Raw genomic sequence first — 20,350 nt, forward strand, 5'->3', positions numbered from 1 at the left:
CACGCCCGCTTCGAATTCGCCGTCGCCGCACTGATTCACGGGTTCGACGCCCTCCGCGACGCCCCCTGAGAACGCCGCGGAGCAATACTGCCCGCCGGGTCCGGGTCCGGATCCGGCGCCGGCGGTGCCGAAAGGCGTCAGCGCGCGGCGGCGGCCGCCGCTCGCACCTGCTTGCGGCCGGGTAGCCAGGCACAGGGCACGATTGCGAGCAGCGCGAAACCCGTTGCCCACCAGAAGGCCACGTGGAAGGCGCCCGCGGCGTGTCCGGCGCTGCGCGAGGCGAGTGCGGCCTCGAGGACCACGGCGAGTACCGCCGTGCCGAACGAACCGCCGACCTGCTGGGTCGTCCGGGTCAGCACGCTCGAATGGGCGATCTGTCCCCGATTCAAGCCGACATAGGACGCGGTCATCACCGGCATGGTGATGGCGCCGAGGCCCATGCCGCGAATCACCAGCCACAGGGCGAGAATCCAGGAGTCGCCGCGCGCGTCCGCGAAACAGAACGGCACCGTCGCGACCGCGGTGACCAGGAAGCCGACGACCGCGATCGAGCGCGCGCCGATCCGGTCGGTGAGCGGTCCGGCGATCTGCCGGCTCAGCAGGGTGCCGATGCCCTGCGGGACCAGCATGACTCCGGCGGTGAGCGCGGTGACGCCGCGTACCTGCTGGTAGTACAGCGGCAGCAGCAGCATCGCGCCGTAGAGCGCGAACCCGGAGAGGAACAGCACCGCCGACGAGGATCCCACCGAGCGGCTCCTGAGCAGCCGAATATCGATCAGCGGTTCGGGCCGGCGCAGCGCATGGAATGTGAAGGCGGCCAGGCACACCAGGCCGATCGCGAGCGGCACGGTCACATCGGTGCGCGCGAAGCCGGCATGCGCGCCGGCGTCGGACAGGGCCAGGATGAGCGCGACGATGGCGGGGGCGAACAGGACCAGCCCCCAGCGGTCGAGACGCGGCGGCGTGGCCGGCGGTGTGTCCGTGGTGAGGAAGACGGCGGCGAGCGCCAGCCCGACCAGGCAGAACGGCACGTTCACCCAGAACATGTACCGCCAGCTCAGATGCGTGATGATGGCGCCGCCGACCAGGGGCCCGCAGATGGGCCCGAGCAGCGCGGGCAGCGCCACCCAGGTGGTGGTGCGCCCCAGCGCGCGGCCCGCGGCGGCCTGCATGATCAGCGTCGTCATGACCGGCAACATCAGCCCGCCGCCGAGCCCCTGGACGACCCGCCAGCCGATCAGCGACCCCGCATTCCACGCCAGGCTCGAGCCGATCGACCCCACCAGGAAGACGACCAGCGAGAACATCCAGACCCGTTTGCCGCCGAAACGCCCGAGCGCCCAGGTGCTCAGCGGTACGGCGACCGCGAGCGCGAGCAGGTAGCCGGTCATCACCCACTGGATGGTGGCCACGGAGGTATGCAGGTCGCCGGCCAGTTCGTGCAGTGCGACGCTGACGATGGTGGTGTCGAACACCACCGCCAGGGCGCCCACGATCAGGACGAACGCGGTCTTCAGTACCGCCGGATCGACTTTGCCCGGATCGGCCGGGCCGGTGTCGGTGGTAGCGGTCGTGGTCATCCCGACTCCATCTATAAGAGAGGTATTCGTCTCCTAACGACGGTACGAGGCCGCGGTAAGGAATGCAAACCATCCTTATAATCGGTGGGGTGACGACAGAGGATGCGGTGACCGACGCGCCCCGGCGCCGCCGCGGCCGGGAACTGGAGCATGCGCTGCTCGAGGCCGCGTGGGCGGAACTCGCCGACGCGGGCCTGGCCAGACTGACCATGGAATCCGTCGCGGTGCGCGCGAGAACCGGTGTGGCCGTGCTGTATCGGCGCTGGCCCAACAAGGAGGACCTGGTCGTCGACGCGATACGCCACTATCTCGAGACCCATCCGGTCACCATCCCCGACACCGGCAACCTGCGCGAGGATCTGCGTGTGCTCCTCACCGACAGCAGCGACACCCGCGCCGAGTTGATCACCCTGGTCGGCGCGATCTTCGCCGGACTGCACGACAGCACCGGGCTGACCCCGGCCGGTATCCGGCACGAGTTGCTCGGCCGGAACCGGCTGGGCCGGTCGAACATCGTCTTCGAGCGCGCGCACGAGCGCGGCGAGATCGACCTCGACCGGATACCGCGGGAGATTCTCACCGTCCCGTTCGACCTGATCCGGCACGAGATCTTCATGACCCTCGAACCCGTTGCGCCGGAACGGATCGCGACGATCGTCGACGACATCTTCTGGCCCCTGGCCGAACGGTACAGCCGTGGTGGATGAGCCGCGGATCCGCACCGCCACGGCCGCCGACGCCGTCACCGTCGCCGCGCTACTGGACGCCTTCAACCGCGAATTCGACACGCCCACGCCGGGAGTCGAGGTGCTCACGGCCCGCCTGCGCCGCACGCTGACCGGTGGCGACCTGATCGCCCTGCTCGGTGGCGAACCGGCCTCCGGCGTCGCGGTGGTGTCGTTGCGGCCCTCGGTCTGGGCCGACGGGCCGACAGCGCTGCTGGAGGAGCTCTACGTGCAACCGGACCTGCGCCGCCGCCGGCTCGGCCACGCCCTGCTGGCGGCCGCCTGCGACACGGCCCGCGCCCGGGGCGCGGCGGAGATGCAGATCAACGTCGACGGCGTCGACACCGATGCCCGCCGCTTCTACGAGACCCACGGCTTCCGGCACATCGAGCCGGACCGGACCGAACCGATGTACTTCTACTATCGCGATCTCGGCGACTGAGCGCCGATCGGCCTCGTGCGCGGGGCCGGCGGCCTTCGGGCCGGTGGCGCAAAAGTGCAGGCGCGCAGATATTCCCGGCCTCGAGGACATGGCCGCCTGGCGCGGCGACTACCGTATCGGAATGACCGTAGAGACCGTTGCGCGTGTCCGGGTCGGTGGGGGAGTCGCGGTCGAGCGGTTGATCTGTCATCCGCGACTGCCCCTGATCGCCGGGCTGGATTCCGCGCGCCCGGCGGTGCACATCTGGGACGCCCGGGACCTGCGCGCACTCGGCACCGTCGGCGCCGACGCGGCCGGATACGAGCAGGACAACGCGTGGGAGCGGGTGCTGCGCGCGCCCGCGACGGCCTGGCATCCGGGCGAGCCGGTGCTGATGGTGTCGGTCGCGGGCACCGTGCTGCGCTGGACCCCGTCCGGCGAATTCGCGCTGGCGGGCCTGCCGCCGACGGCCGCCTATCGCGGCCTGGCGTTCGGCCCCGGCGGTCGCACCCTCTGGGCCACCCCGGCCGCGACCGCCGCCGACAGCTGGGAGCGCTCGGACGTGATCGATCTGGAGACCGGCGATATCGGCGCCGGACCCGGCTGGGACACCGGGGTCGCGTCACATCCGGCCGGTGGCCTGGCGCTCACCCTGCGCAGCAATCAGGGGGCGACGCTCGGGTTGTTCGCGCGCGTCGACGAGCGGGCCGCCCCGGCCGGGCTGCGGGTGCTGCGCCGGGCGCTGATCCTGGACGTCGACGGCTACGAGACGCCGATCTTCAGCCCGGACGGCCGTTACCTGGCGATCCGGGGCAATGCCTACGGCAATTCGCTGGACGTGTTCGAATTCCCGTCGCTGGACAACGTGCTGTCCATGACGCTCGGCGATCCCAGTCCGGGATATCCCTATCCGCAGGAGTGGCTGGACCGGATGCGGGCCTGGTCGCGGCACAACATCGCGTTCGGCGCGCGACCCGGGGTGCTCTGGATCGGGACGCCGGAAGGCGCGCTCGTCGAGGCCGATCTGGACAATCAGCGGTCGGCCCGGCACGACACCCCGACCGGAGCCGCCGTGACCGCGCTGGGTGTCACCGCGGCCGGCAACCTGGTGGTGGCGGACGCCGACGGTGCACTGATCCTGGTCGCCGCGGACGGCGCGACGCCCGCCGCGGCCCCGGAACCGGTGGCGGCCTTCCTGACCGGGACCACCGAGGTCGATCCCGGGACGGATCTCGATTCGCAACTCGTGCTCACCGACGGCGCCCGATCCTGGGAGCCGGGCGATCCGGCTACGGTGGACACCGTCACCGACGCGGACCCGACCTGGCTGCGAATCCAGGTGCAGCTGAACCGGATCGGCGGCGGTCCGGCCTGACGACCGTGCTCAGACCGGCTCGGTATCCGGCTCCGCCGCACCGCCGGCGGGGGTCGGCTCGGCGTGGTACCGCCGCATGGCCGCGACGATCGCGGTCAGCACCCGATGGGCGGCGGCCAGATCCGCGTCCGGCAGCTCCGCGGTGCCTTCCCGGGTGCGCGCGCCCAGTGGGGTGAAGAATTCGCTCGCCACCGCCATGCCGTGCTCGCTGTGGTGCAACAACACCCGGCGGCGGTCGGCGGGATCGGTCGAGCGCCGGACGTGGCCGGATTCGATCAGCCGCTCGACGAGATAGGTGACGGCCGCGGGCGACAGGCCCATCTTCGCGCGCAGCCCACCGGCGGTCAGCGGCGTCCCCTCGGTATCGGCGGTGGCGATGTGCATGAGGGCCCGGAAGTCGGTGGCGCGCAACTCGTTCGACCGGGCGAACCGATGCCCGATCTGCTCCGACACCGCGGTGAGCGCCCGGATGTCGCGGGCGATCTCGATCTGCATCCGATCACGATCGTCGCGCCCGTCCGGACCGGCCGATGCTCCGCCGTGCGTCATGCCCTGCCCCTTCCGTGTGCTGTCACCCTAGCGGTCCGCCGACCTTGTCATTTATTTCAGTATCTGAAATAGTTGGCGCATGCGTCTCTGGGACAGGTACGCGGCCCTGGTCTCCGGCCGGCGGTCGTGGACCCTGCTGGTGGTCCTTCTCGTCGCCGCGGCCGCACTGATGGGTCTGGTCGGCGGCAACGGCTCGGCGGGCCGGGCACCGGATTCCCTTCCGCCGTCGGCGGATTCGGCCACGGTGAAGACACTGCTACGTCAATTCCCCGACGGCGGCACCACCACCGCCGTCGCCGTACTGACCCGCACCGACGGCGGCATCCTCGACGCCGCCGACCACTCGGCGGCCGCCGCGGCGTTGCACCGGATGCGCGGCGCGACCGCTGATTCGCCGAAGCGCCCGCAACCCGCCCCCGCCGCGGAGCCGCATTCCGGTCCAGCGGCGGGCAGCCCGGCCGATCTGTCGACGGGAACACAATCTGCGCCTTCAGCGGGGATCCAGCCCGGTCCGACGCGGGAGCCCGGCTCGGCACAGGGTGCGCCACCTACACCGGCCTTCGGAACAGACCTGGCACTCGCTCCTGATCAGCGGGCGGTGGTCGGGCCGATTCCGATACCCGCTGATCTCGACGGATTCGCGCTCACGGACCGGATTCGGGAGGTGCGGGCCGCCGGGCGGGACGGGTTGCCGGCGGGGTTGCGGCTGGAGGTGACCGGCGGGCCGGCGTTCGGGGCGGATATCGCCGACTCGTTCTCGGGGGCCAATGTGCTGCTGTTGTCGATCACGGCGCTGGTGGTGGCGGTGCTGCTGATCGCCACCTATCGCTCGCCGGTGCTGTGGCTGATCCCACTGGTGGTGGTCGCGGTGGCGGATCGGGTGGCGGGAGTGGTCGGTACCGGGCTGGCCGGGCTCACCGGGCTGAGCTTCGACGGGTCCACGTCCGGGATCACCAGTGTGCTGGTGTTCGGGGCCGGCACGAATTACGCGTTGCTGCTGGTGTCGCGGTATCGCGACGAACTGCATCGGGAGGCCGATCATCGCCGGGCGCTGCGACAGGCGGTGCGCCGGGCCGGTCCGGCCGTGCTGGCCAGCAATGTCACCGTGGTGCTCGCCCTGCTGACGCTGTTGCTCGCAACTCTGCCCAATACCCGCAGCCTGGGCCTGCTCGCCGCGGCGGGGCTGGTGGTCGCCCTGGTGTTCGTCCTGTTCGGGTTGCCGCCCGCGCTGGCGCTGGTGGGCCGGAAAGCGTTCTGGCCCTTGGTTCCCGAGGTCGACGGCCGCGATGCCGCGGAGATCGGGCCGTGGCATCGGGTCGCGCAGGCGGTGGTGCGGCGCGCGGCGCCGGTGGCCGCGGGCACCCTGCTGGCACTGCTCGTCTGCGCCGCGGCGCTGCCGTTCGCGCACATCGGGCTCGCGCAGGCCGACCGGTTCCGGGTGCGGGCCGAATCGATCACGGGGCTGGATACGCTCGCGGCCCATTTCCCTTCCGGCGCTTCGGATCCCACCATCGTGCTGGCGCGGCCCGAGGCGGCCGACGCGGTGTCGGCGGTACTGGCCCGTACCCCCGGGGTGACCCGGGCCGTGCCCACCGGGGTGTCCGCGGCGGGCACGGCCCGGTGGACGGTCACCCTGGACGCGCCCCCGTCCTCGGCCGCCGCGTTCAGCACCATCCGGCAGTTGCGCTCCGGACTGGCCGGGGTCCCGGACGCGGCGGCGCTGGTCGGCGGCAGCGACGCGCAGGCGCTGGACACGCGCGACGCCGCCGGACGGGACCGGTCGGTGGTGATCCCGTTCATCCTGGCCGTCGTGCTGCTGGTGCTGCTGGCCGTGTTGCGCGCGGTACCGGCGGCGGTGCTGCTGGTGGCGGTCACCGTGCTCAGCGCGCTGGCGGCGCTCGGGCTCGGAAGTTGGCTCAGCGCCCATGTTTTCGGCTTCCCGGCGCTGGATGTCGATGTGCCGCTGTTCGCGTTCCTGTTCCTGGTGGCACTCGGGGTCGACTACACGATCTTCCTGGTCACCCGGGCCCGTGAGGAGACCGCGGCGCACGGCACCACCGGCGGTATCGTGCGCGCGGTGTCGGCGACGGGCGCGGTGATCACCAGCGCGGGCATCGTGCTGGCCGCGGTGTTCTGCGTGCTCGGCGTGCTGCCGCTGATCACCTTGACCCAGTTGGGCATCGTGGTCGGGCTGGGCATCCTGCTGGACACCTTCGTGGTCCGGACGGTCGTCATCCCGGCGCTGTTCCGCCTGATCGGCCCGCGGATCTGGTGGCCCGCGCTCCCGGCGCGGCGCCACGAGCCGGACTACGCGACCGTGTCCCGGTGAAGGGCCGCGTCGATCGCGGTGAACGCGGCCGCCGCCAGGATCAGCACCGCCGAAACCAGTAGTGCCACATCGAGTCCGTGGTGGAACGCCGACTTCCCGGTCTCGAGCACCTGATTCACCTTCGACAGGTATTTCAGGTACGGGGTGGTGTCGACACCCTTCGGGATACGACCGCGCTGCACGGCGTCCACGGCGGCGGGCTGGAGTCCGGGCGGCAGGCCGAGCGCGGTCATCCGGTCCTTCAGATCCGCGGTGAGGAACGAGTTCACCAGCGCGCCGAGCACCGCCACCCCGACCGCCGAACCGACCTGGCGCATCGTGTTGGTCACCGCCGCAGCCATTCCCGAATGTTCGGCGGGCACCCCGGACAGCACAGCGGAGGTCAGCGGCACCACCGCGATGCCGAAACCCAGCCCGGCGACGGCCATCACGATCGCCAGCGGCACATCGTGTACCGCCCCGACGAGCACGTGCCGGGTCAGCAGGATACCCGCGGCGCCCGTCAGGCAGCCCGCGATCATCGGTGTCCGGGAGCCCCAGCGGGCCACCCAGATACCGGCGAGCAGCGCGCCGAGCACGATCCCGCCCGCCATCGGCGCGAACACCCACGCCGTGTGCGAGGCCGAATACGACTGCGTCACTTGCAGATACAGCGCGGTGAAGAAGAACAGCGAGAAGACCCCGAAATAGACGGCGAACGCGACCACCAGCGCGTCGCGCACCGCCGGCAGGCGCAGATATCGGAAGTCGAACATCGGTGCGCGGGCCCGGCTCTCCACCACCACGAAGGCGATGAACGCCACCGCTCCCACCGCGAACAGCGCGACCACCGAGCCCGCGCCGTAACCATGGTCCTCACCGGTCGTCGCGGCGTAGATCACCGATCCGAGAAACACTGCGCCGAGCACGATTCCGGCCACATCGACCGGCCCGGGGCGCGGATCGGCGCTCTCCGGCACCGACCACAGCGCGGCCAGCAGCGCCATCGCCCCGATCACCAGGTTGAACCAGAAGATCGACCGCCACCCGTAGGCGTGCACCAGCACCCCGCCCAGCACCGGCCCGGCCGCCAGCGCCAGCCCCGACACCGCCGCCCACACCCCCAGCGCACGGGCCCGCGCCCGCTCCTCGGGGAAGATGTGCCGCAGCACCGACAGGGTGCCCGGCTCCGAGGCCGCCGCGCCCAGGCCCATGATCGCCCGGCCGGCGATCAGCACCGGCACACTGGCCGCCAGCGCCGCGACCACCGAACCCACGCAGAACACGACCAGTCCGGCGATCATCACCCGCTTGCGCCCCCACCGGTCGCCGAGCGAGCCGCCGGCCAGCATCAGCCCGGCGAACACCAGCGTGTAGGCGTTGACCACCCACTGCAACAGCATGATGTCGGTGCTCAGCTCCCGGCGGATGTCGCCGAGCGCGACACTCACCACGGTGGTGTCGAGGAAGGTGACGAACAGGACGGCGGTCACCGCCGCCAATGCGATACCCGGCCGTGCCGCGGTGCCTCGTGTGTCGCCCGTTGACCTCACCGCCACAGGCTACCGCCGCAGGTCAGCGGTTCGGCGAAGGTGACGGAAACGGGCGGTGTCGACCGGGCGGCGGCTCACGCGGATTCGATCTCGGCCAGCCGCGGCGCGATCTGCTCGCCGTAGCGTTCGACCCAGCCCGCCGGGTCCGGATCGCCGGGCACCGGCCCCACATTGAGCAGGTCGAATCCGAGTTCCGCGTAGCCGCGCGCGGTCTTCGGGTACTCGGCCGGATCCGCGAACGGATCGGCGAAAAATCCTGCGGACAAACGGATCTCGGTCGGATCCCGGCCGACGTCGGCGCAGTGCCGGTGCAGCACCCCGAGTTTGTGCGGCAACTGCTCCAGCGGCGAGGTGGTGTTCCAGACGTCGGCGTACCGCGCGACCAGGCGCAGCGTCTTCTTCTCACCGCTGCCGCCCAACAGGATCGGCGGTCGGCGGATCGGCCGCGGTCGGCAGATCGTCTCGGCCAGCCGATAGTGCTCGCCCTCGAACGGCCCGTCGTCGGCGCTCCACATCTGCGCGCAGATCCGCAGCGTCTCCTCCAGCATCTCGAACCGCTCCCGCACCGGTGGATACGGCACCCCCGAGCGCGGTCGCGTCACCGGGTGGGAAGTCGATGTGGTGGATTCCGAATTGCATTGCGCTCCTTACTGATCGACGAGTCTTTCGAGGAGATCGAGTGCGATCAGGATCGCCGCTCGCTCGGATTCGGTGTACCGCTCCTGGAGGGCACGAGCCAGCCACTCCCCACGGGCCTGCCTGCCGCTCTCACCGCGACGGCGACCCGCCGCCGTCACCGTCAGCACCTGACGACGGCCGTCGTCGGGATCGGGAGCCCGCACGATCAGGCCGCGCGCCTCCAACGCTGACCAATCCGGACACCTTCCGAGTCCAGATGTCCGAGATCGGCAAGCTGCCCGGCGAGCGCGGCGAGGAACTGCGCCGTTCCCGCTCCCGCTACATCCGCCAGGTCGCCCAGGTGATCGAGGCCGGCCGGCAGGACGGACATTTCGTCGACATGCCCCTGACCGCACAGGCGATGCTGATTACCGGCATGTGCAACTGGACCGGCGAGTGGTATCGCGACAGCTCGCAGCTCACCATCGACCAGGTCGCCGGCCACACGGCCCGCACCGCAGTGTCCGGTACGTTGCACCGGGACCGAACTGCCGGCGCTGCAAGGATTTTCGCAGCGTCAGCCCTTCAGCACACCGTCGGCGAGTGTCGCCAGGAATCGGCGATCCACGGGTTCGCCGGTCATGATCAGCCGATACGTGATCGTCGCCATGACGACCAGGGCGATCAGATCCGGGTCGCGTTCGGCGCCGATGCCCCCGCGCGCCTGCTCCCGCGCCACGGCGACCCGGATCGACGCGGAGCGCGGACCCAGAATCCGGCGCTGGACGGCGTTCGCGAGGTCCGCGTCCTGCGGCAACAGCGAGAGCAGGCCCACCACGACCTTGAACTTCCGGGATTCGGCGGCATTGCCGGAGGTGTCCAGCATCGCGGCGAGATCACCTGCGAGACTGCCGGTGTCGGGCGTGTCGGCGATGGGCTCCGCGCGCAGGCTCTCCACGGCCTCGACGACGAGGTCGGCCTTCGAGGGCCATCGCCGATAGAGCGTGGCCTTACTGGCGCTCGCTCGGGCCGCCACCATGTCGGTGGTCATCCGCTCGTATCCGGTCTCGGCCAGCACATCGAGAGTCGCCCCGAGGATCGCGGCGTCGCGCGACGAATCCCGCTTCCGGCCGGGACGACCTGGTTGCTCCGACACCTCACACCTCCGATTCCTGTCTGGATAGTACTTGCCGGTTCCGAAACTGATCAGTACCGTAATTGTGGGGGATGTCGTCACCAGGATCGAACGGAGCAAACAATGACTCTTCCGAGCAGGATTCTCGGGCGCACCGGAGCCGAGGTCTCGGTATTGGGCTACGGCGCGATGGAGCTGCGCGGCGCCGAGTACATGGGCGGCCCGGCCGTCTCCGACGCGGACGCCGGACGGTTGCTGAACGAACTGCTCGACGCGGGCGTCACCCTGATCGACACCTCGATCGACTACGGCCACAGCGAGGAACTCATCGGCAAGCACCTCGGCGCTCGCCGCGGCGAATACTTCCTCGCCTCCAAATGCGGCTGCGCGCCGGCACTTCCGCCGGGCGTGATGCCGATGCCCGACACCCACGACTTCGGCCCCGCCAATGTCCGTGCCGGGGTCGAGCAGAGCCTCACGCGGCTGCGCACCGACCATCTCGACCTCGTCCAGGTGCACCTGTCGCCCTCGCGGGACGAGCTGGAGACCGGCCGGACCCTCGACACCCTCGCGGCCCTGCGCGCCGAGGGCAAGGTGCGCTTCCTCGGCATGTCCGGCACGTTGCCGCATCTGCCAGACCACATCGCGATGGACGTCTTCGACGAATTCCAGATCCCTTATTCGGCACTGCAACCCGAGCACGACGCGCTGATCTCCGACGCCGCCCGCAGCGGTGCCGGAGTGATCGTGCGCGGCGGCACCGCCCGCGGCGCCGCGGCGGCGGACAAGAACTTCACCGTGCAGCCGTTGAGCATGAACCCCTCGGGCCCGACGGCCCTGGATCGCTGGCAGGCCGCGCGGCTGGACGAACTGCTCGACGGCATGTCGCGCCACGAGTTCGTGCTGCGCTTCACCATCAGCCATCCCGATGTGGCCAGCACGATCGTCGGCACCGCCAACCTCGAGCACCTCCGGGCCAATGTCGGGATCGTCGCCCGCGGGCCGCTGCCGGCCGACGTCTACACCGAGGCCCGGAAGCGGCTGGGCCTGGACACGTAGCTCACTGTGATTGCGCAACAGTCGGCCTGGGCTCCGGCGGCAGGTTCAGTACCCGTTCGCCGAGGGTGCTGAGCTGGATCTCGTCGGTGCCGCCGCCGAGCGCGAAGGCGGGACTTCCCAGCAGCGCGCTCGCGATGCGTTGTCAGCGCGACGGTGTCGCCGGGACGCACGCCGGGACGGTGCAGGCCGGCGGCGGCCGGGTCGCCGGGGGACGTGTCGTTCACGGTGACTCCGCTGTCCGAGAAAGCAGCGGAGGCGGGCGGGCAGTCGGCCCGGCCCGGAGGTCGGGGTGCGGCGTACCGGAGGCAGCACGGCGGTCGCCGGAAAGTCGGGACGGGTATGTGTCCTTGCTTGCGCGCGAGTCAATGCTCGATCCGAATCTCCGCCGAGGAGGCACGACCGCAAGACGTATGCAATTTCTGTAGCGGGTTGCACTACGCTTGACATATCCGGTCTCGGATGCCGAGTATTGTATGCAATACCTGTGGCCCGAGCCACGCCTGCCCGAAGAAGGGAAAGCCCGCATGACTCCTCCGCCCGGCCCCGACGGACCACTCGCCGGACTGCGGGTCATCGAACTCGGTCAGCTCATCGCGGGGCCGTTCTGCGGTCAGCTGCTGGCCGATTTCGGCGCCGACGTCATCAAGATCGAGCAGCCCGACCGCGGCGACCCGATGCGCGAATGGGGGGTGGTGCACGAGGGCAGATCACTGTCCTGGAATGTGATCGGACGCGGAAAGCGTTGCGTCACCGCCGATCTGCACACCGAGGCGGGCCGCGAGTTCGTGCTCGGGCTGGCCGCCGGCGCCGATGCGGTGATCGAGAACTTCCGCCCCGGCACCCTGGAGCGCTTCGGTCTCGGCTTCGACGTGCTCAGCGCACTCAACCCGGGCCTGATCCTGACCCGGGTCAGCGGCTACGGACAGGACGGCCCGTATTCCGGCCGGGCCGGATACGGCTCCATCGGCGAGGCCATGGGCGGGCTGCGATACCTGGTCGGCGATCCGGCGCACGCGCCGAGCCGGTTCGGCGTCTCGCTGGGCGATCTGCTGGCCGGGCTGCACGCGACGCTCGGCACCATGTTCGCCCTCCAGGAGCGGCACCGCTCGGGCCAGGGCCAGGTGGTCGACGTGTCGATCTACGAATCGGTGCTGGCGATGACCGAATCGCTGGTGTCGGACTATGCCGTCGCCGGGGTCACCCGCGAACGGTCCGGATCGGTGCTGCCGGGTATCGCGCCCAGCAACGTGTACCCGACCGCCGACGGCAAGATGCTGCTCATCGCGGCCAATCAGGACACGGTGTTCCGGCGGCTGGCCGCCGCCATGGGCCGGCCCGAACTGGCCGAGTCCGAGGAGTACGCCACCCACCGCGCCCGCGGCGCCCGGCAGGCCGAACTCGACGACCTGGTCGCCGACTGGACCCGCGGGCTGGCCGCGGACGACCTGCTGGCCGTGCTGAACGAGCACGGGGTGCCGGTCGGCAGCATCTATGTGGCCGCCGACATGCTCGCCGACCCGCAGTTCGCCGCGCGCGGCAGCATCGTCGAGGTGCCCGACGCCGAATTGGGTGCGGTGCCGATGCAGGCGGTCGCCCCGCGACTGAGCCGTACGCCCGGCCGGGTCCGCTGGGGTGGCGCCCGGCACGGCGAGCACGATGCCGAGGTGCGCGAGATGGTCGCCGAGAACGCCGATGGCACAATCGAAGTGGGGACGCGATGAGCACTGCCGTGAGTATCGTCGACGTGTCGCTGCGCGACGGATTGCAGAACGAATCCGTGCTGGTGGCCACCGCCGACAAGCTCCGCATCGCCGACCTGCTCGCCGACGCCGGTGCGCGCCGCATCGAGGTGGCGTCGTTCGTGCATCCGAAGCTGGTGCCCGCCATGGCCGATGCCGAGGCGGTACTGTCCGGCCTGCACCGCGTCGAGGGCGTGAGCTATTCGGCGCTGGTGCTCAACGATCGCGGCCTGGACCGCGCGCTGGCCGCCACGGTAGACGAGATCAACGTGGTGGTCTGCGCCAGCGACACCTTCAGCCGTCGCAACCAGAACATGTCCACCGAGGAATCGACCCGCATCGCCGCCGGGATCATCGAAAGGGCGCGCACCGCAGGTATTTTCGCGACCCTGACGGTGGGCACCGCATTCGGCTGCCCATTCGAGGGCGAGGTGGACCCCGCGGCGGTGCTGCGCATCGTGTCCGCCGCGTACGCCGCGGGCGCGCAGGAGATCTGCCTGGCCGACACCATCGGAGTCGGTGTGCCGCCGCAGGTTTCGTTGTTGGCCGAGGGCACCCGGGACATCACCGGCGCCGGGGCCGGGCTGCGGTTCCACTTCCACAACACGCGGAACACCGGCTACGCCAACGCCTGGGCCGCGCTCGCGGCGGGCGCGGACACCCTCGACGCCGGCATCGGCGGTATCGGCGGCTGCCCGTTCGCGCCGCGCGCCACGGGCAACATCGCGACCGAGGACCTGGTGTACCTGCTCGAACGCGGCGGGCACCCGACCGGTCTCGACCTGGACGCGCTCATCGCCACCAGCGCCGAGATGGGCGCGCTGCTCGGCAAGGAACTCCCCGCGCTGCTGCCGCGGGCGGGCGGCTTCCCGGCCGCTGTCGGCTAGGTTCGGGCGACCAGACCACAGCGAGGAGACGATCATGGCGGATGCGGCGGCCAACGCGTACACGTCGATCCGGGACGACATCGTGGCCGGCAAGCTGACCCGCGGCGAATGGCTGCGCGAGGGCAAACTCGCGCAGGAGCTCGGGGTGTCGCGCACCCCGGTGCGAGAGGCGTTGCGCCGCTTGGAGGCCGAGGGCCTGGTCGAGTTCGCACCCAACCGCGGGGTCCGGGTGACCGCGTGGTCGGCCCTCGGGCTCGAGGACCTGTACCACATCCGGGCCCGGCTGGAGAGTCTCGCGGCCCGGCTGGCCGCGGTCCGCCGCGAACCGGAGGACCTGCGCGAGCTGGAGGGCACCGCCCGCCGGATGGACGAACTGGCCGCCGATCCCCACGCCGATCGCGACGAGCTGACCGAACTCAACAACCATTTCCACCGCGCGATCGTGCTGGCCGCCCGCAGCCGGCATCTGGCCACCCAACTGCGCGGGATCATCGATATCCCGTTGATCGCCCGCACCTTTCACAAATACGCGCCCGAGCGGATCCGCGTCAGCAGTGCCCAGCATCTCGAGCTGGTCGCGGCGATCCGGGCCCGCGACGGCGACTGGGCCGACGCGCTCATGCAGGCGCACATCCTGGCCGCGCGGTCGGTGATGGTGCCCACGACCGACACCTGAACAGCGGCGACCCACCGCCCTCGAGATCCGGATAAAAGTTCCATGCGAAATCCGCAGTCGTTGCCGAGCCAGTGGAGTGCCGACGAATCCCATTGCGACGGACCGGGTCACCTGCGCCGCATCTCGGTGCCGGCGCTGATCGTGTACGGCACCGCCGACCAGGTGTGCTTCCCGAGCTAGGCCACCTCGATGTATGCCGCCGTCCCGCACGAGGACAAAGAGCTCGTCCCGGTGCGGGGCGGCACACACTACCTGCAGGGGCAGCCGGAGCATATCGGGTTTGTCATCGACACGCTGGTCACCTGGCTCGACAAGCACGAACTGCGACCCTGAGCCGCGGCGCCGGCCCGTTCAGGCGGGTCGGCGCTCGGCCAGCGCCTCCTCGATCAGGGCCGCGGCGGCCCGCAGTTCCGGGAGATGAGAGGTGAGCGCCGCTCCGCGAGATACCGGCACGGCCAGCATCAGGCTGCCGGTGGCGCGGCGGTCCGCGCCCGCGATCGGCACCGCGATACCGCCCACCTCCGGCATGGCCTCGTCCCGCGACACCGCGTAACCGCGCTCACGCGCCTGCGCCACCTGGCGGATCAGCGTGGCCGGGTCACTGGTCATGGCCGCCACCGCGCGCACGAAACTCTGTGGGCTGCCGAGCAGGACCGCGCGACCGGACGCGCCCTGCTCCAGGCCCAGGGTGCGGCCCACCTCCCATTGCACCCGCACCGGATGCCGCACGCCCACCGACTGTTCGGCCACCACCGCACGGCTGCCCTCGCGCAGGCAGAACAGCACGGTCTCACCGGTTTTCGCGGACAGCTGATCGGTCACCGGGCGGACCAGATCGCGCAGCGAGGTGGTCGCCGGGGCGGCCAGCTGCGCCAGCGCGGGACCGATCGCATAGCGGGCCCGGTCGTTGTCGCGCTGCACGAAGCCCGCATTCTGCAAGCTGGCGAGCAGACGATGCGCCACCGTGCGATTGCAGTCCAGCGCGCGGGCCAATTCCACCGGAGTCTGCTCGCCTCGGCGATGCAGTTCGAACAGTAGCCGCAGCGCCTGGTCCACGGTCTTGGAGCCTTCCACGTCCCCAGCATGCCACATGGTTCCGATATCGAACTCATGATCGAGGCGAATCCGGACGGCTCTTCCCATCCGCCACCTGGCGCAATCACGCCGAAACCGTCTTTCCTCGAGCGTCACTGGTCCGGAACTGCTTGTTCCGGACCGTGTCACCGGACGATTCCCGGATCACCGCGAGCGCACTGGCGAGCAGCGCACCGATTCGCCACTGGTTCTATATCCGAACCTTCGAGAGAGATCCGATGATCACTCCGCTACCAGAGAGCGGCTCGATGGCCCTGAGCTGACGAGCCGCAATGCAGCGAGTGCGTTCGGCGGGAGCATTCCTTCAACTATCCGTTCTGGTTCCTTGGAAGTGGAACGGATCGAACGCGACCCCGCATTGGCAGGTAATTGTACATTCGTACAAATTATGACAAGCGCTGAATTCGATTGCCCTCGTTCCAGAAGTCGTTCCACTGGCCATCACGGGGAAGCGTTCCGAAACCGGTGTGCGGAACCGATTTCCGCTACGGTTTCGCCGTGACGTTGGATCAGCACTCGACCGATGGTTGGGATCTCGGCTACCCGCTGGTCGGCTCGACCAAACAAAGCCTCGACCGCCAACTGGCCGCGCTCGCCGACGCCGGGATTCCAGCTCCGCGGATCTACGTCGACAAGAAGACGGGTGCGGCCGTCGATCGGCCCGGTCTGATCAGGCTTCTGGCCTACGCGCGGCCGGGGGATCGAATCGTGGTGCACACTTTGGACCGGTTGGGCCGCAACCTGCGGGAGGTACTGAACCTCATCCACTCGCTGCGTGAGCAGGGTATCGGGGTGAAGTCGCTGGCCGATCCGATGCCGATAGACACCGCCGACGAGGGCATGGGCGCGGTGACGGTATTGCTGCTGGCGTTGTTCGCCGAGATGGAGCGCACCTTTACCGCCGAGCGGGCCGCTCATGCTCGCGCTGTCGCCGCAGCCGCTGGTCGCCGTGTCGGGCGTCCGGTCGCACACCCCGAGGGCAAGATCGAGTATGCGCGCCTGCTGCGCCGGGAACACAAGTCACTGGCCGAGATCACAAGAAAAACCGGTATCCCGAAGACCTCCCTGCACCGCTACCTCGGATCCGCAGTGGTCGACGTTCACGTTGCGGCCACAGGATAATCCATGGAAGCTGTTGCGGCGCAGGTGGCCCGCCTCCCCAATGAAGTGGATCCGGCAACAGTCACGATGCGTCGCGCCGGCGCGGCGCCGCTTCCCGTGCCCGAGCGTGCACCTATCGCAGTGGTGAGGCCTGGTTGAGCAACGGCGTGACCAGGGTCTTGGGCAGAGTCTTGGAAGATCTGGAACGCCTGACCCGGAGGGGAGCCGAGGGCGCTGCGGACATGCCCAGAGGCGCAACTCGCTTTGTCGAGCGAGATGTCGATGTGAAGGTGCATGCCGACCGCCTTGGCGGGCGTGGGGTCGAACAGGCAGGGGAGGGGTTGACAGCGCCTGAACAACACAGGCAGGCAGAGACTCTGAATCCCCACACAGTTGATCGTAGTGGCGGAGCGGACGGTACCGCCGACAAACCATCGGGCGATACCACCGCTTCCCCGCGAGATTCGGCTGTGGTGTCCGGAGGACCTGGTGGTTCGAAGGTGACGACAGGGCTCGGCGCGGATGTTGACGGAATTGTCTCGTTGTCACCCAAATCTGTGACGAGGATCAAAGATGTCCAAGACGCCGGCTGGACTATTCGTCTCGGTCCGGCCGGCGAGGGTACTCACACTCACCGTGCGAGCAGGGTGATAACGATCGCCGAGGACTCCAGCGCGGAGCACAGGGCATCCGCGATCCTTCATGAAGTGGGGCACGCGCATCCGAAAAGTGAGCGCCCGCCGACGGTTGTCACCTACAGCGGGGAAGGGCGCGCAGCGTGGGCAGTAAAATGCGCGCAACCGCATTTCCGAGATGAGGGACAGGCTGTCTTCCACGAAGTTGAAGGTCTACACGAAATCGCTGATAACGGCGGGCCCAGGATACTGCCCGCGTCATCGAAACCGCAGGATTGAGGTGATCCCAGCGATGGAATGGGCGCAATCGCCCATCAGACACGCACATTCGAGGAATACCGGGCAATGCCGGGAAAGGCGTGGAGCCCCCTGTAAGTGAGTTCTTACCACAGAATTCACACCCTCAGAGGACTCCACGTGATCGCCTATTCTGCCATGCTCGACGTCCCGCGTGAACTGGTCGACTACGTGTCGCGGCTGCTGGCCGGTGAACGCCGCCGACTCGGCACCCGCCGCGGTACCCGCGCACTGACCCCGTGGAAGCAAGCGGTGTTCGTGCTGGCCTGGATGCGCAAACGCGACGACGTGGCGATTCTCGGCACCGGATTCGGTCTCGGCCGCTCCACCGCGTACCGGTACCGCGACGAAGGCGTGAAAGTCCTTGCCGCCCAAGCACCCGAACTCCGCGAAGCCCTCGAACGAGCCGCCGCCGAAGGCATGGCCTACGTCATCCTCGACGGGAAGATCTTCGAGACCGACCGCGTCGGCGAGAAGACCGTCAGCGTGAAAGACGAGGTCATCGACCTGTGGTACTCCGGGAAAGCCCGCACCCAGGGCGCGAACATCCAAGCGGTATCCAGTCCGCAGGGAATCCCGCTGTGGGTCAGCGACGAAAACCCCGGCTCGATCCACGACATCAACGCCGCCCGGGAACTGGTCTTCGCCGACCTCTACCGGGCCGCAACACATCTGAACCTGCCCACCCTCGCCGACAGCGGCTACGAAGGCGCCGGCATCGGCGTCCACACCCCTGTCAAACAGCCGCCCGGAGAACATCTGCATGTCGACAACCGCGCCTACAACGCCTTGCTCCGTGGCATGCGTGCCCTCGGCGAACGCGGGTTCGCGCTGCTCAGTCAACGCTGGAGGGCGCTGCAGCGCATCACCATCAGCCCCGAACGAGCCGGCGGCCTCGTGAAAGCCGCTCTCGTACTCACACAATTCGAACATCAAATGATCTCATGAAAGTCGCTGGGATCACCTCATTACCTAGATATTTACGACCAGCACCTACGCGGCGAGATGACCAAGGAAACGGCGATTCATGAAATGGGGCAGAAATATGCCGAGGAACGACAATCTGACGGACGTAGCTACCGTGACCGCTTCGTAGGCGAATACGAAGGTATCTTCGATCAAAATCCCATGGACGAGGTCTTCGCGGAACACGGGCCGTTCAACGTCAAGGTGAACTGGCCCGGCGGAGATCCATAGCGTCGATCCAAGATGCCGGTGCGATCGTTGAACCAAGCATCCAAGCGCGGGGCTCCAACGCGATCGGCAGGCACCGATCGACCGCACCGCCTCACCGATGCGTCAGCATGATCGACTCGGTGGAGGCGCTGGACGCCGCGGGCGACGAGCCCGGGGCCCAGGCCGCCTACCCCGCCCGGCCCGAGCCCGCGGCCCGCTGAACCGGCATCAGCCCTCCGGCGGCGGATCCGCGGCGAACTCTTCCAGCACACGGGGATTCGCGTAATCGCGGAACAGGACGATGTGCCCGTCGCGGATCCGCAGGACCTGGATCGAGGTCGTCGCGAACGACCGGCCCGTCGTGGTCAGCGTGCCCGACGCCCGCAGTTCCACGACGACCACCTCCGGATCCTCGGTCCGGTACAGCTCGACGATCTCGTAATCGTCCAGCCGCAGCGGCGAATCCACCACGCGGCGGGTGTACTCGCGAATGGCCTCCCGCCCCTCCAGCCGCACGGGAACTCCCGCGAACGGCGACTCGATGACGGCATCGAGGGCATACAACTCGGCGAGGCCGTCGACATCTCCGGCCAGGGTCAGCTGGCGGCGCCGGTCCAGGACATCGACAGCGGTAATGGCGGACATGTCAGCGATCTCCCTCGAATTTCATTGAACAACTGTTCATTGAACGACGGTACAACCAAAAGGAAGGCGCGGTCAACCTGCGTAGGATGAGCCGATGACCACCCCGCGGCCCGGTTCACGAGCCGAACAGCGACAACGCAGCGAGGCGCGCATCCTCGCCGCGGCCGCCGAGGTCTTCTTCGCCGACGGGTACGAGCGCGCCACCATCCGCGCCGTCGCCGCGGCCGCGGGTGTGGAAGCCGGACTGGTCATGCACTATTTCGGATCCAAGCAGGAACTGTTCCGGCGGGTGCTCGAGGCCGCGCCGAGCCCCGAGGTCGCCGCGGCGCCGGGACAGGCCACCGAGCAGATCCTCGCCAACCTCGCCGAACGGCTGACCGACGAACCGGTGGCCTCCTTGAGCATGTTCCGCTCCATGCTGACCAACCCCGAGGCCGCCACCGCCGCCGGCGCCGCCATGGCCCGCTACCGGGACCAGATCGCCCACACCATTCCCGCCGACGACGCCGACCTGCGCGCCGCGGTCGTGAGCGCCCTCATCCTCGGCGTCATGGTGTCCCGGCACCTCGTCAAATCCGACGAACTCGCCGACGCCGACCCGGACCACATCATCGACGTGCTCCGCCCCTGCCTGATCGCCCTGACCGCGGGTGACGCCCCGGATCCGGCCGCGTGAACCCGCTCACGATTCGGACCGCGATGTCGAATTCTGTTGACGGGCAACAGATTACGCATTCGAGCCTGGCCGGTTCCGCTCGGCGGCGGGACGGTGACCT

Annotated in this window: 20 protein-coding genes and 3 pseudogenes; 15 read left to right on the top strand and 8 right to left on the bottom strand. The window is 69.2% G+C overall.

Annotated features, from left to right (window positions below):
• Window positions 1–137: 137 nt before the first annotated feature.
• The gene (locus LBW94_RS05610; protein ID WP_225060739.1) at window positions 138–1,580 is read right to left on the bottom strand and encodes an MDR family MFS transporter; all 1,443 of its coding nucleotides are present in this window, start codon (window positions 1,578–1,580) and stop codon (window positions 138–140) included.
• 89 nt (window positions 1,581–1,669) lie between these two features.
• Here LBW94_RS05610 and LBW94_RS05615 point away from each other — a divergent pair, with 89 nt between their 5' ends.
• From LBW94_RS05615 to LBW94_RS05625, 3 genes are all read left to right on the top strand, one after another.
• Window positions 1,670–2,287, top strand: coding sequence for a TetR/AcrR family transcriptional regulator (locus LBW94_RS05615; protein ID WP_225060738.1), 618 nt, complete (start codon window positions 1,670–1,672; stop codon window positions 2,285–2,287).
• Window positions 2,277–2,747 carry a GNAT family N-acetyltransferase gene (locus LBW94_RS05620; protein WP_225060737.1) on the top strand — a complete coding sequence of 157 codons (471 nt, stop codon included), beginning with the start codon at window positions 2,277–2,279 and terminating at the stop codon, window positions 2,745–2,747. Before LBW94_RS05615 ends, LBW94_RS05620 begins: the two co-directional genes overlap by 11 nt.
• Window positions 2,748–2,868: 121 nt before the next feature.
• A complete protein-coding gene (locus LBW94_RS05625) occupies window positions 2,869–4,101 on the top strand; it encodes a hypothetical protein (RefSeq protein WP_225060736.1) in 1,233 nt (410 codons plus the stop codon).
• Between the two features lie 9 nt (window positions 4,102–4,110).
• Here LBW94_RS05625 and LBW94_RS05630 read toward each other — a convergent pair whose 3' ends face one another.
• A complete protein-coding gene (locus LBW94_RS05630) occupies window positions 4,111–4,650 on the bottom strand; it encodes a MarR family winged helix-turn-helix transcriptional regulator (protein ID WP_225060735.1) in 540 nt (179 codons plus the stop codon).
• A gap of 79 nt (window positions 4,651–4,729) precedes the next feature.
• Between LBW94_RS05630 and LBW94_RS05635 the strand changes: the two genes are divergently transcribed.
• Window positions 4,730–6,979, top strand: coding sequence for an MMPL family transporter (locus LBW94_RS05635; RefSeq protein WP_225060734.1), 2,250 nt, complete (start codon window positions 4,730–4,732; stop codon window positions 6,977–6,979).
• On the opposite strand, the gene LBW94_RS05640 is transcribed toward LBW94_RS05635, so the two are convergent.
• The 3 genes and pseudogenes from LBW94_RS05640 to LBW94_RS05650 all read right to left on the bottom strand — a co-directional run.
• Complete coding sequence (locus LBW94_RS05640) at window positions 6,958–8,511, bottom strand: MFS transporter (protein ID WP_225060733.1); 1,554 nt, start codon at window positions 8,509–8,511, stop codon at window positions 6,958–6,960. The genes LBW94_RS05635 and LBW94_RS05640 overlap by 22 nt on opposite strands.
• A gap of 74 nt (window positions 8,512–8,585) precedes the next feature.
• Window positions 8,586–9,095: pseudogene (locus tag LBW94_RS05645) on the bottom strand (LLM class flavin-dependent oxidoreductase); the annotation flags it as partial.
• 63 nt (window positions 9,096–9,158) lie between these two features.
• Window positions 9,159–9,377: pseudogene (locus LBW94_RS05650) on the bottom strand (MarR family transcriptional regulator); the annotation flags it as partial.
• A gap of 29 nt (window positions 9,378–9,406) precedes the next feature.
• Between LBW94_RS05650 and LBW94_RS44365 the strand changes: the two are divergent.
• A pseudogene (locus LBW94_RS44365) lies at window positions 9,407–9,598 on the top strand (hypothetical protein); the annotation flags it as partial.
• A 108-nt stretch (window positions 9,599–9,706) separates the two neighbouring features.
• Here LBW94_RS44365 and LBW94_RS05660 read toward each other — a convergent pair.
• Complete coding sequence (locus LBW94_RS05660; protein ID WP_225060812.1) at window positions 9,707–10,285, bottom strand: TetR/AcrR family transcriptional regulator; 579 nt, start codon at window positions 10,283–10,285, stop codon at window positions 9,707–9,709.
• 102 nt (window positions 10,286–10,387) lie between these two features.
• On the opposite strand from LBW94_RS05660, the gene LBW94_RS05665 reads away from it, so the two are divergent.
• The 6 genes from LBW94_RS05665 (at window position 10,388) to LBW94_RS05690 (ending at window position 14,958) form a co-directional block, all read left to right on the top strand.
• Complete coding sequence (locus LBW94_RS05665; RefSeq protein ID WP_225060811.1) at window positions 10,388–11,323, top strand: aldo/keto reductase; 936 nt, start codon at window positions 10,388–10,390, stop codon at window positions 11,321–11,323.
• 524 nt (window positions 11,324–11,847) lie between these two features.
• A complete protein-coding gene (locus LBW94_RS05670; protein ID WP_225060731.1) occupies window positions 11,848–13,044 on the top strand; it encodes a CaiB/BaiF CoA transferase family protein in 1,197 nt (398 codons plus the stop codon).
• Entirely contained in the window at window positions 13,041–13,949 is a 909-nt protein-coding gene (locus LBW94_RS05675; protein ID WP_225060730.1) for a hydroxymethylglutaryl-CoA lyase, read from the top strand. Before LBW94_RS05670 ends, LBW94_RS05675 begins: the two co-directional genes overlap by 4 nt.
• A 34-nt stretch (window positions 13,950–13,983) precedes the next feature.
• The gene (locus LBW94_RS05680; protein WP_225060729.1) at window positions 13,984–14,625 is read left to right on the top strand and encodes a GntR family transcriptional regulator; all 642 of its coding nucleotides are present in this window, start codon (window positions 13,984–13,986) and stop codon (window positions 14,623–14,625) included.
• A gap of 42 nt (window positions 14,626–14,667) precedes the next feature.
• A complete protein-coding gene (locus tag LBW94_RS05685; protein ID WP_225060728.1) occupies window positions 14,668–14,805 on the top strand; it encodes a hypothetical protein in 138 nt (45 codons plus the stop codon).
• Between the two features lie 9 nt (window positions 14,806–14,814).
• Window positions 14,815–14,958: a hypothetical protein gene (locus LBW94_RS05690; RefSeq protein WP_225060727.1), complete on the top strand. Its 144-nt coding sequence runs from the start codon at window positions 14,815–14,817 to the stop codon at window positions 14,956–14,958.
• Window positions 14,959–14,976: 18 nt separating this feature from the next.
• Here the strand turns inward: LBW94_RS05690 and LBW94_RS05695 are convergent, their stop codons facing one another.
• The gene (locus LBW94_RS05695) at window positions 14,977–15,699 is read right to left on the bottom strand and encodes an IclR family transcriptional regulator (RefSeq protein ID WP_225060726.1); all 723 of its coding nucleotides are present in this window, start codon (window positions 15,697–15,699) and stop codon (window positions 14,977–14,979) included.
• Window positions 15,700–16,128: 429 nt separating this feature from the next.
• Between LBW94_RS05695 and LBW94_RS05700 the strand changes: the two genes are divergently transcribed.
• The 3 genes from LBW94_RS05700 to LBW94_RS05710 all read left to right on the top strand — a co-directional run bounded on the left by LBW94_RS05700 (window position 16,129) and on the right by LBW94_RS05710 (window position 18,950).
• Window positions 16,129–16,842 carry a recombinase family protein gene (locus LBW94_RS05700; RefSeq protein ID WP_225060725.1) on the top strand — a complete coding sequence of 238 codons (714 nt, stop codon included), beginning with the start codon at window positions 16,129–16,131 and terminating at the stop codon, window positions 16,840–16,842.
• Window positions 16,843–17,873: 1,031 nt separating this feature from the next.
• Window positions 17,874–18,701 (top strand): transposase family protein, encoded by an 828-nt coding sequence (locus tag LBW94_RS05705; protein ID WP_266269969.1) that lies wholly within the window; start codon window positions 17,874–17,876, stop codon window positions 18,699–18,701.
• Between the two features lie 57 nt (window positions 18,702–18,758).
• Window positions 18,759–18,950, top strand: a complete 192-nt coding sequence (locus LBW94_RS05710; protein WP_225062458.1) for a hypothetical protein — start codon at window positions 18,759–18,761, stop codon at window positions 18,948–18,950.
• A 207-nt stretch (window positions 18,951–19,157) separates the two neighbouring features.
• On the opposite strand, the gene LBW94_RS05715 is transcribed toward LBW94_RS05710, so the two are convergent.
• Window positions 19,158–19,574, bottom strand: a complete 417-nt coding sequence (locus LBW94_RS05715; protein ID WP_225062459.1) for a nuclear transport factor 2 family protein — start codon at window positions 19,572–19,574, stop codon at window positions 19,158–19,160.
• A gap of 94 nt (window positions 19,575–19,668) precedes the next feature.
• On the opposite strand from LBW94_RS05715, the gene LBW94_RS05720 reads away from it, so the two are divergent.
• Complete coding sequence (locus LBW94_RS05720; RefSeq protein ID WP_225062460.1) at window positions 19,669–20,250, top strand: TetR/AcrR family transcriptional regulator; 582 nt, start codon at window positions 19,669–19,671, stop codon at window positions 20,248–20,250.
• Window positions 20,251–20,350 lie beyond the last annotated feature (100 nt).

This window comes from Nocardia sp. alder85J (assembly GCF_020176955.2).
Lineage (GTDB): Bacteria > Actinomycetota > Actinomycetes > Mycobacteriales > Mycobacteriaceae > Nocardia.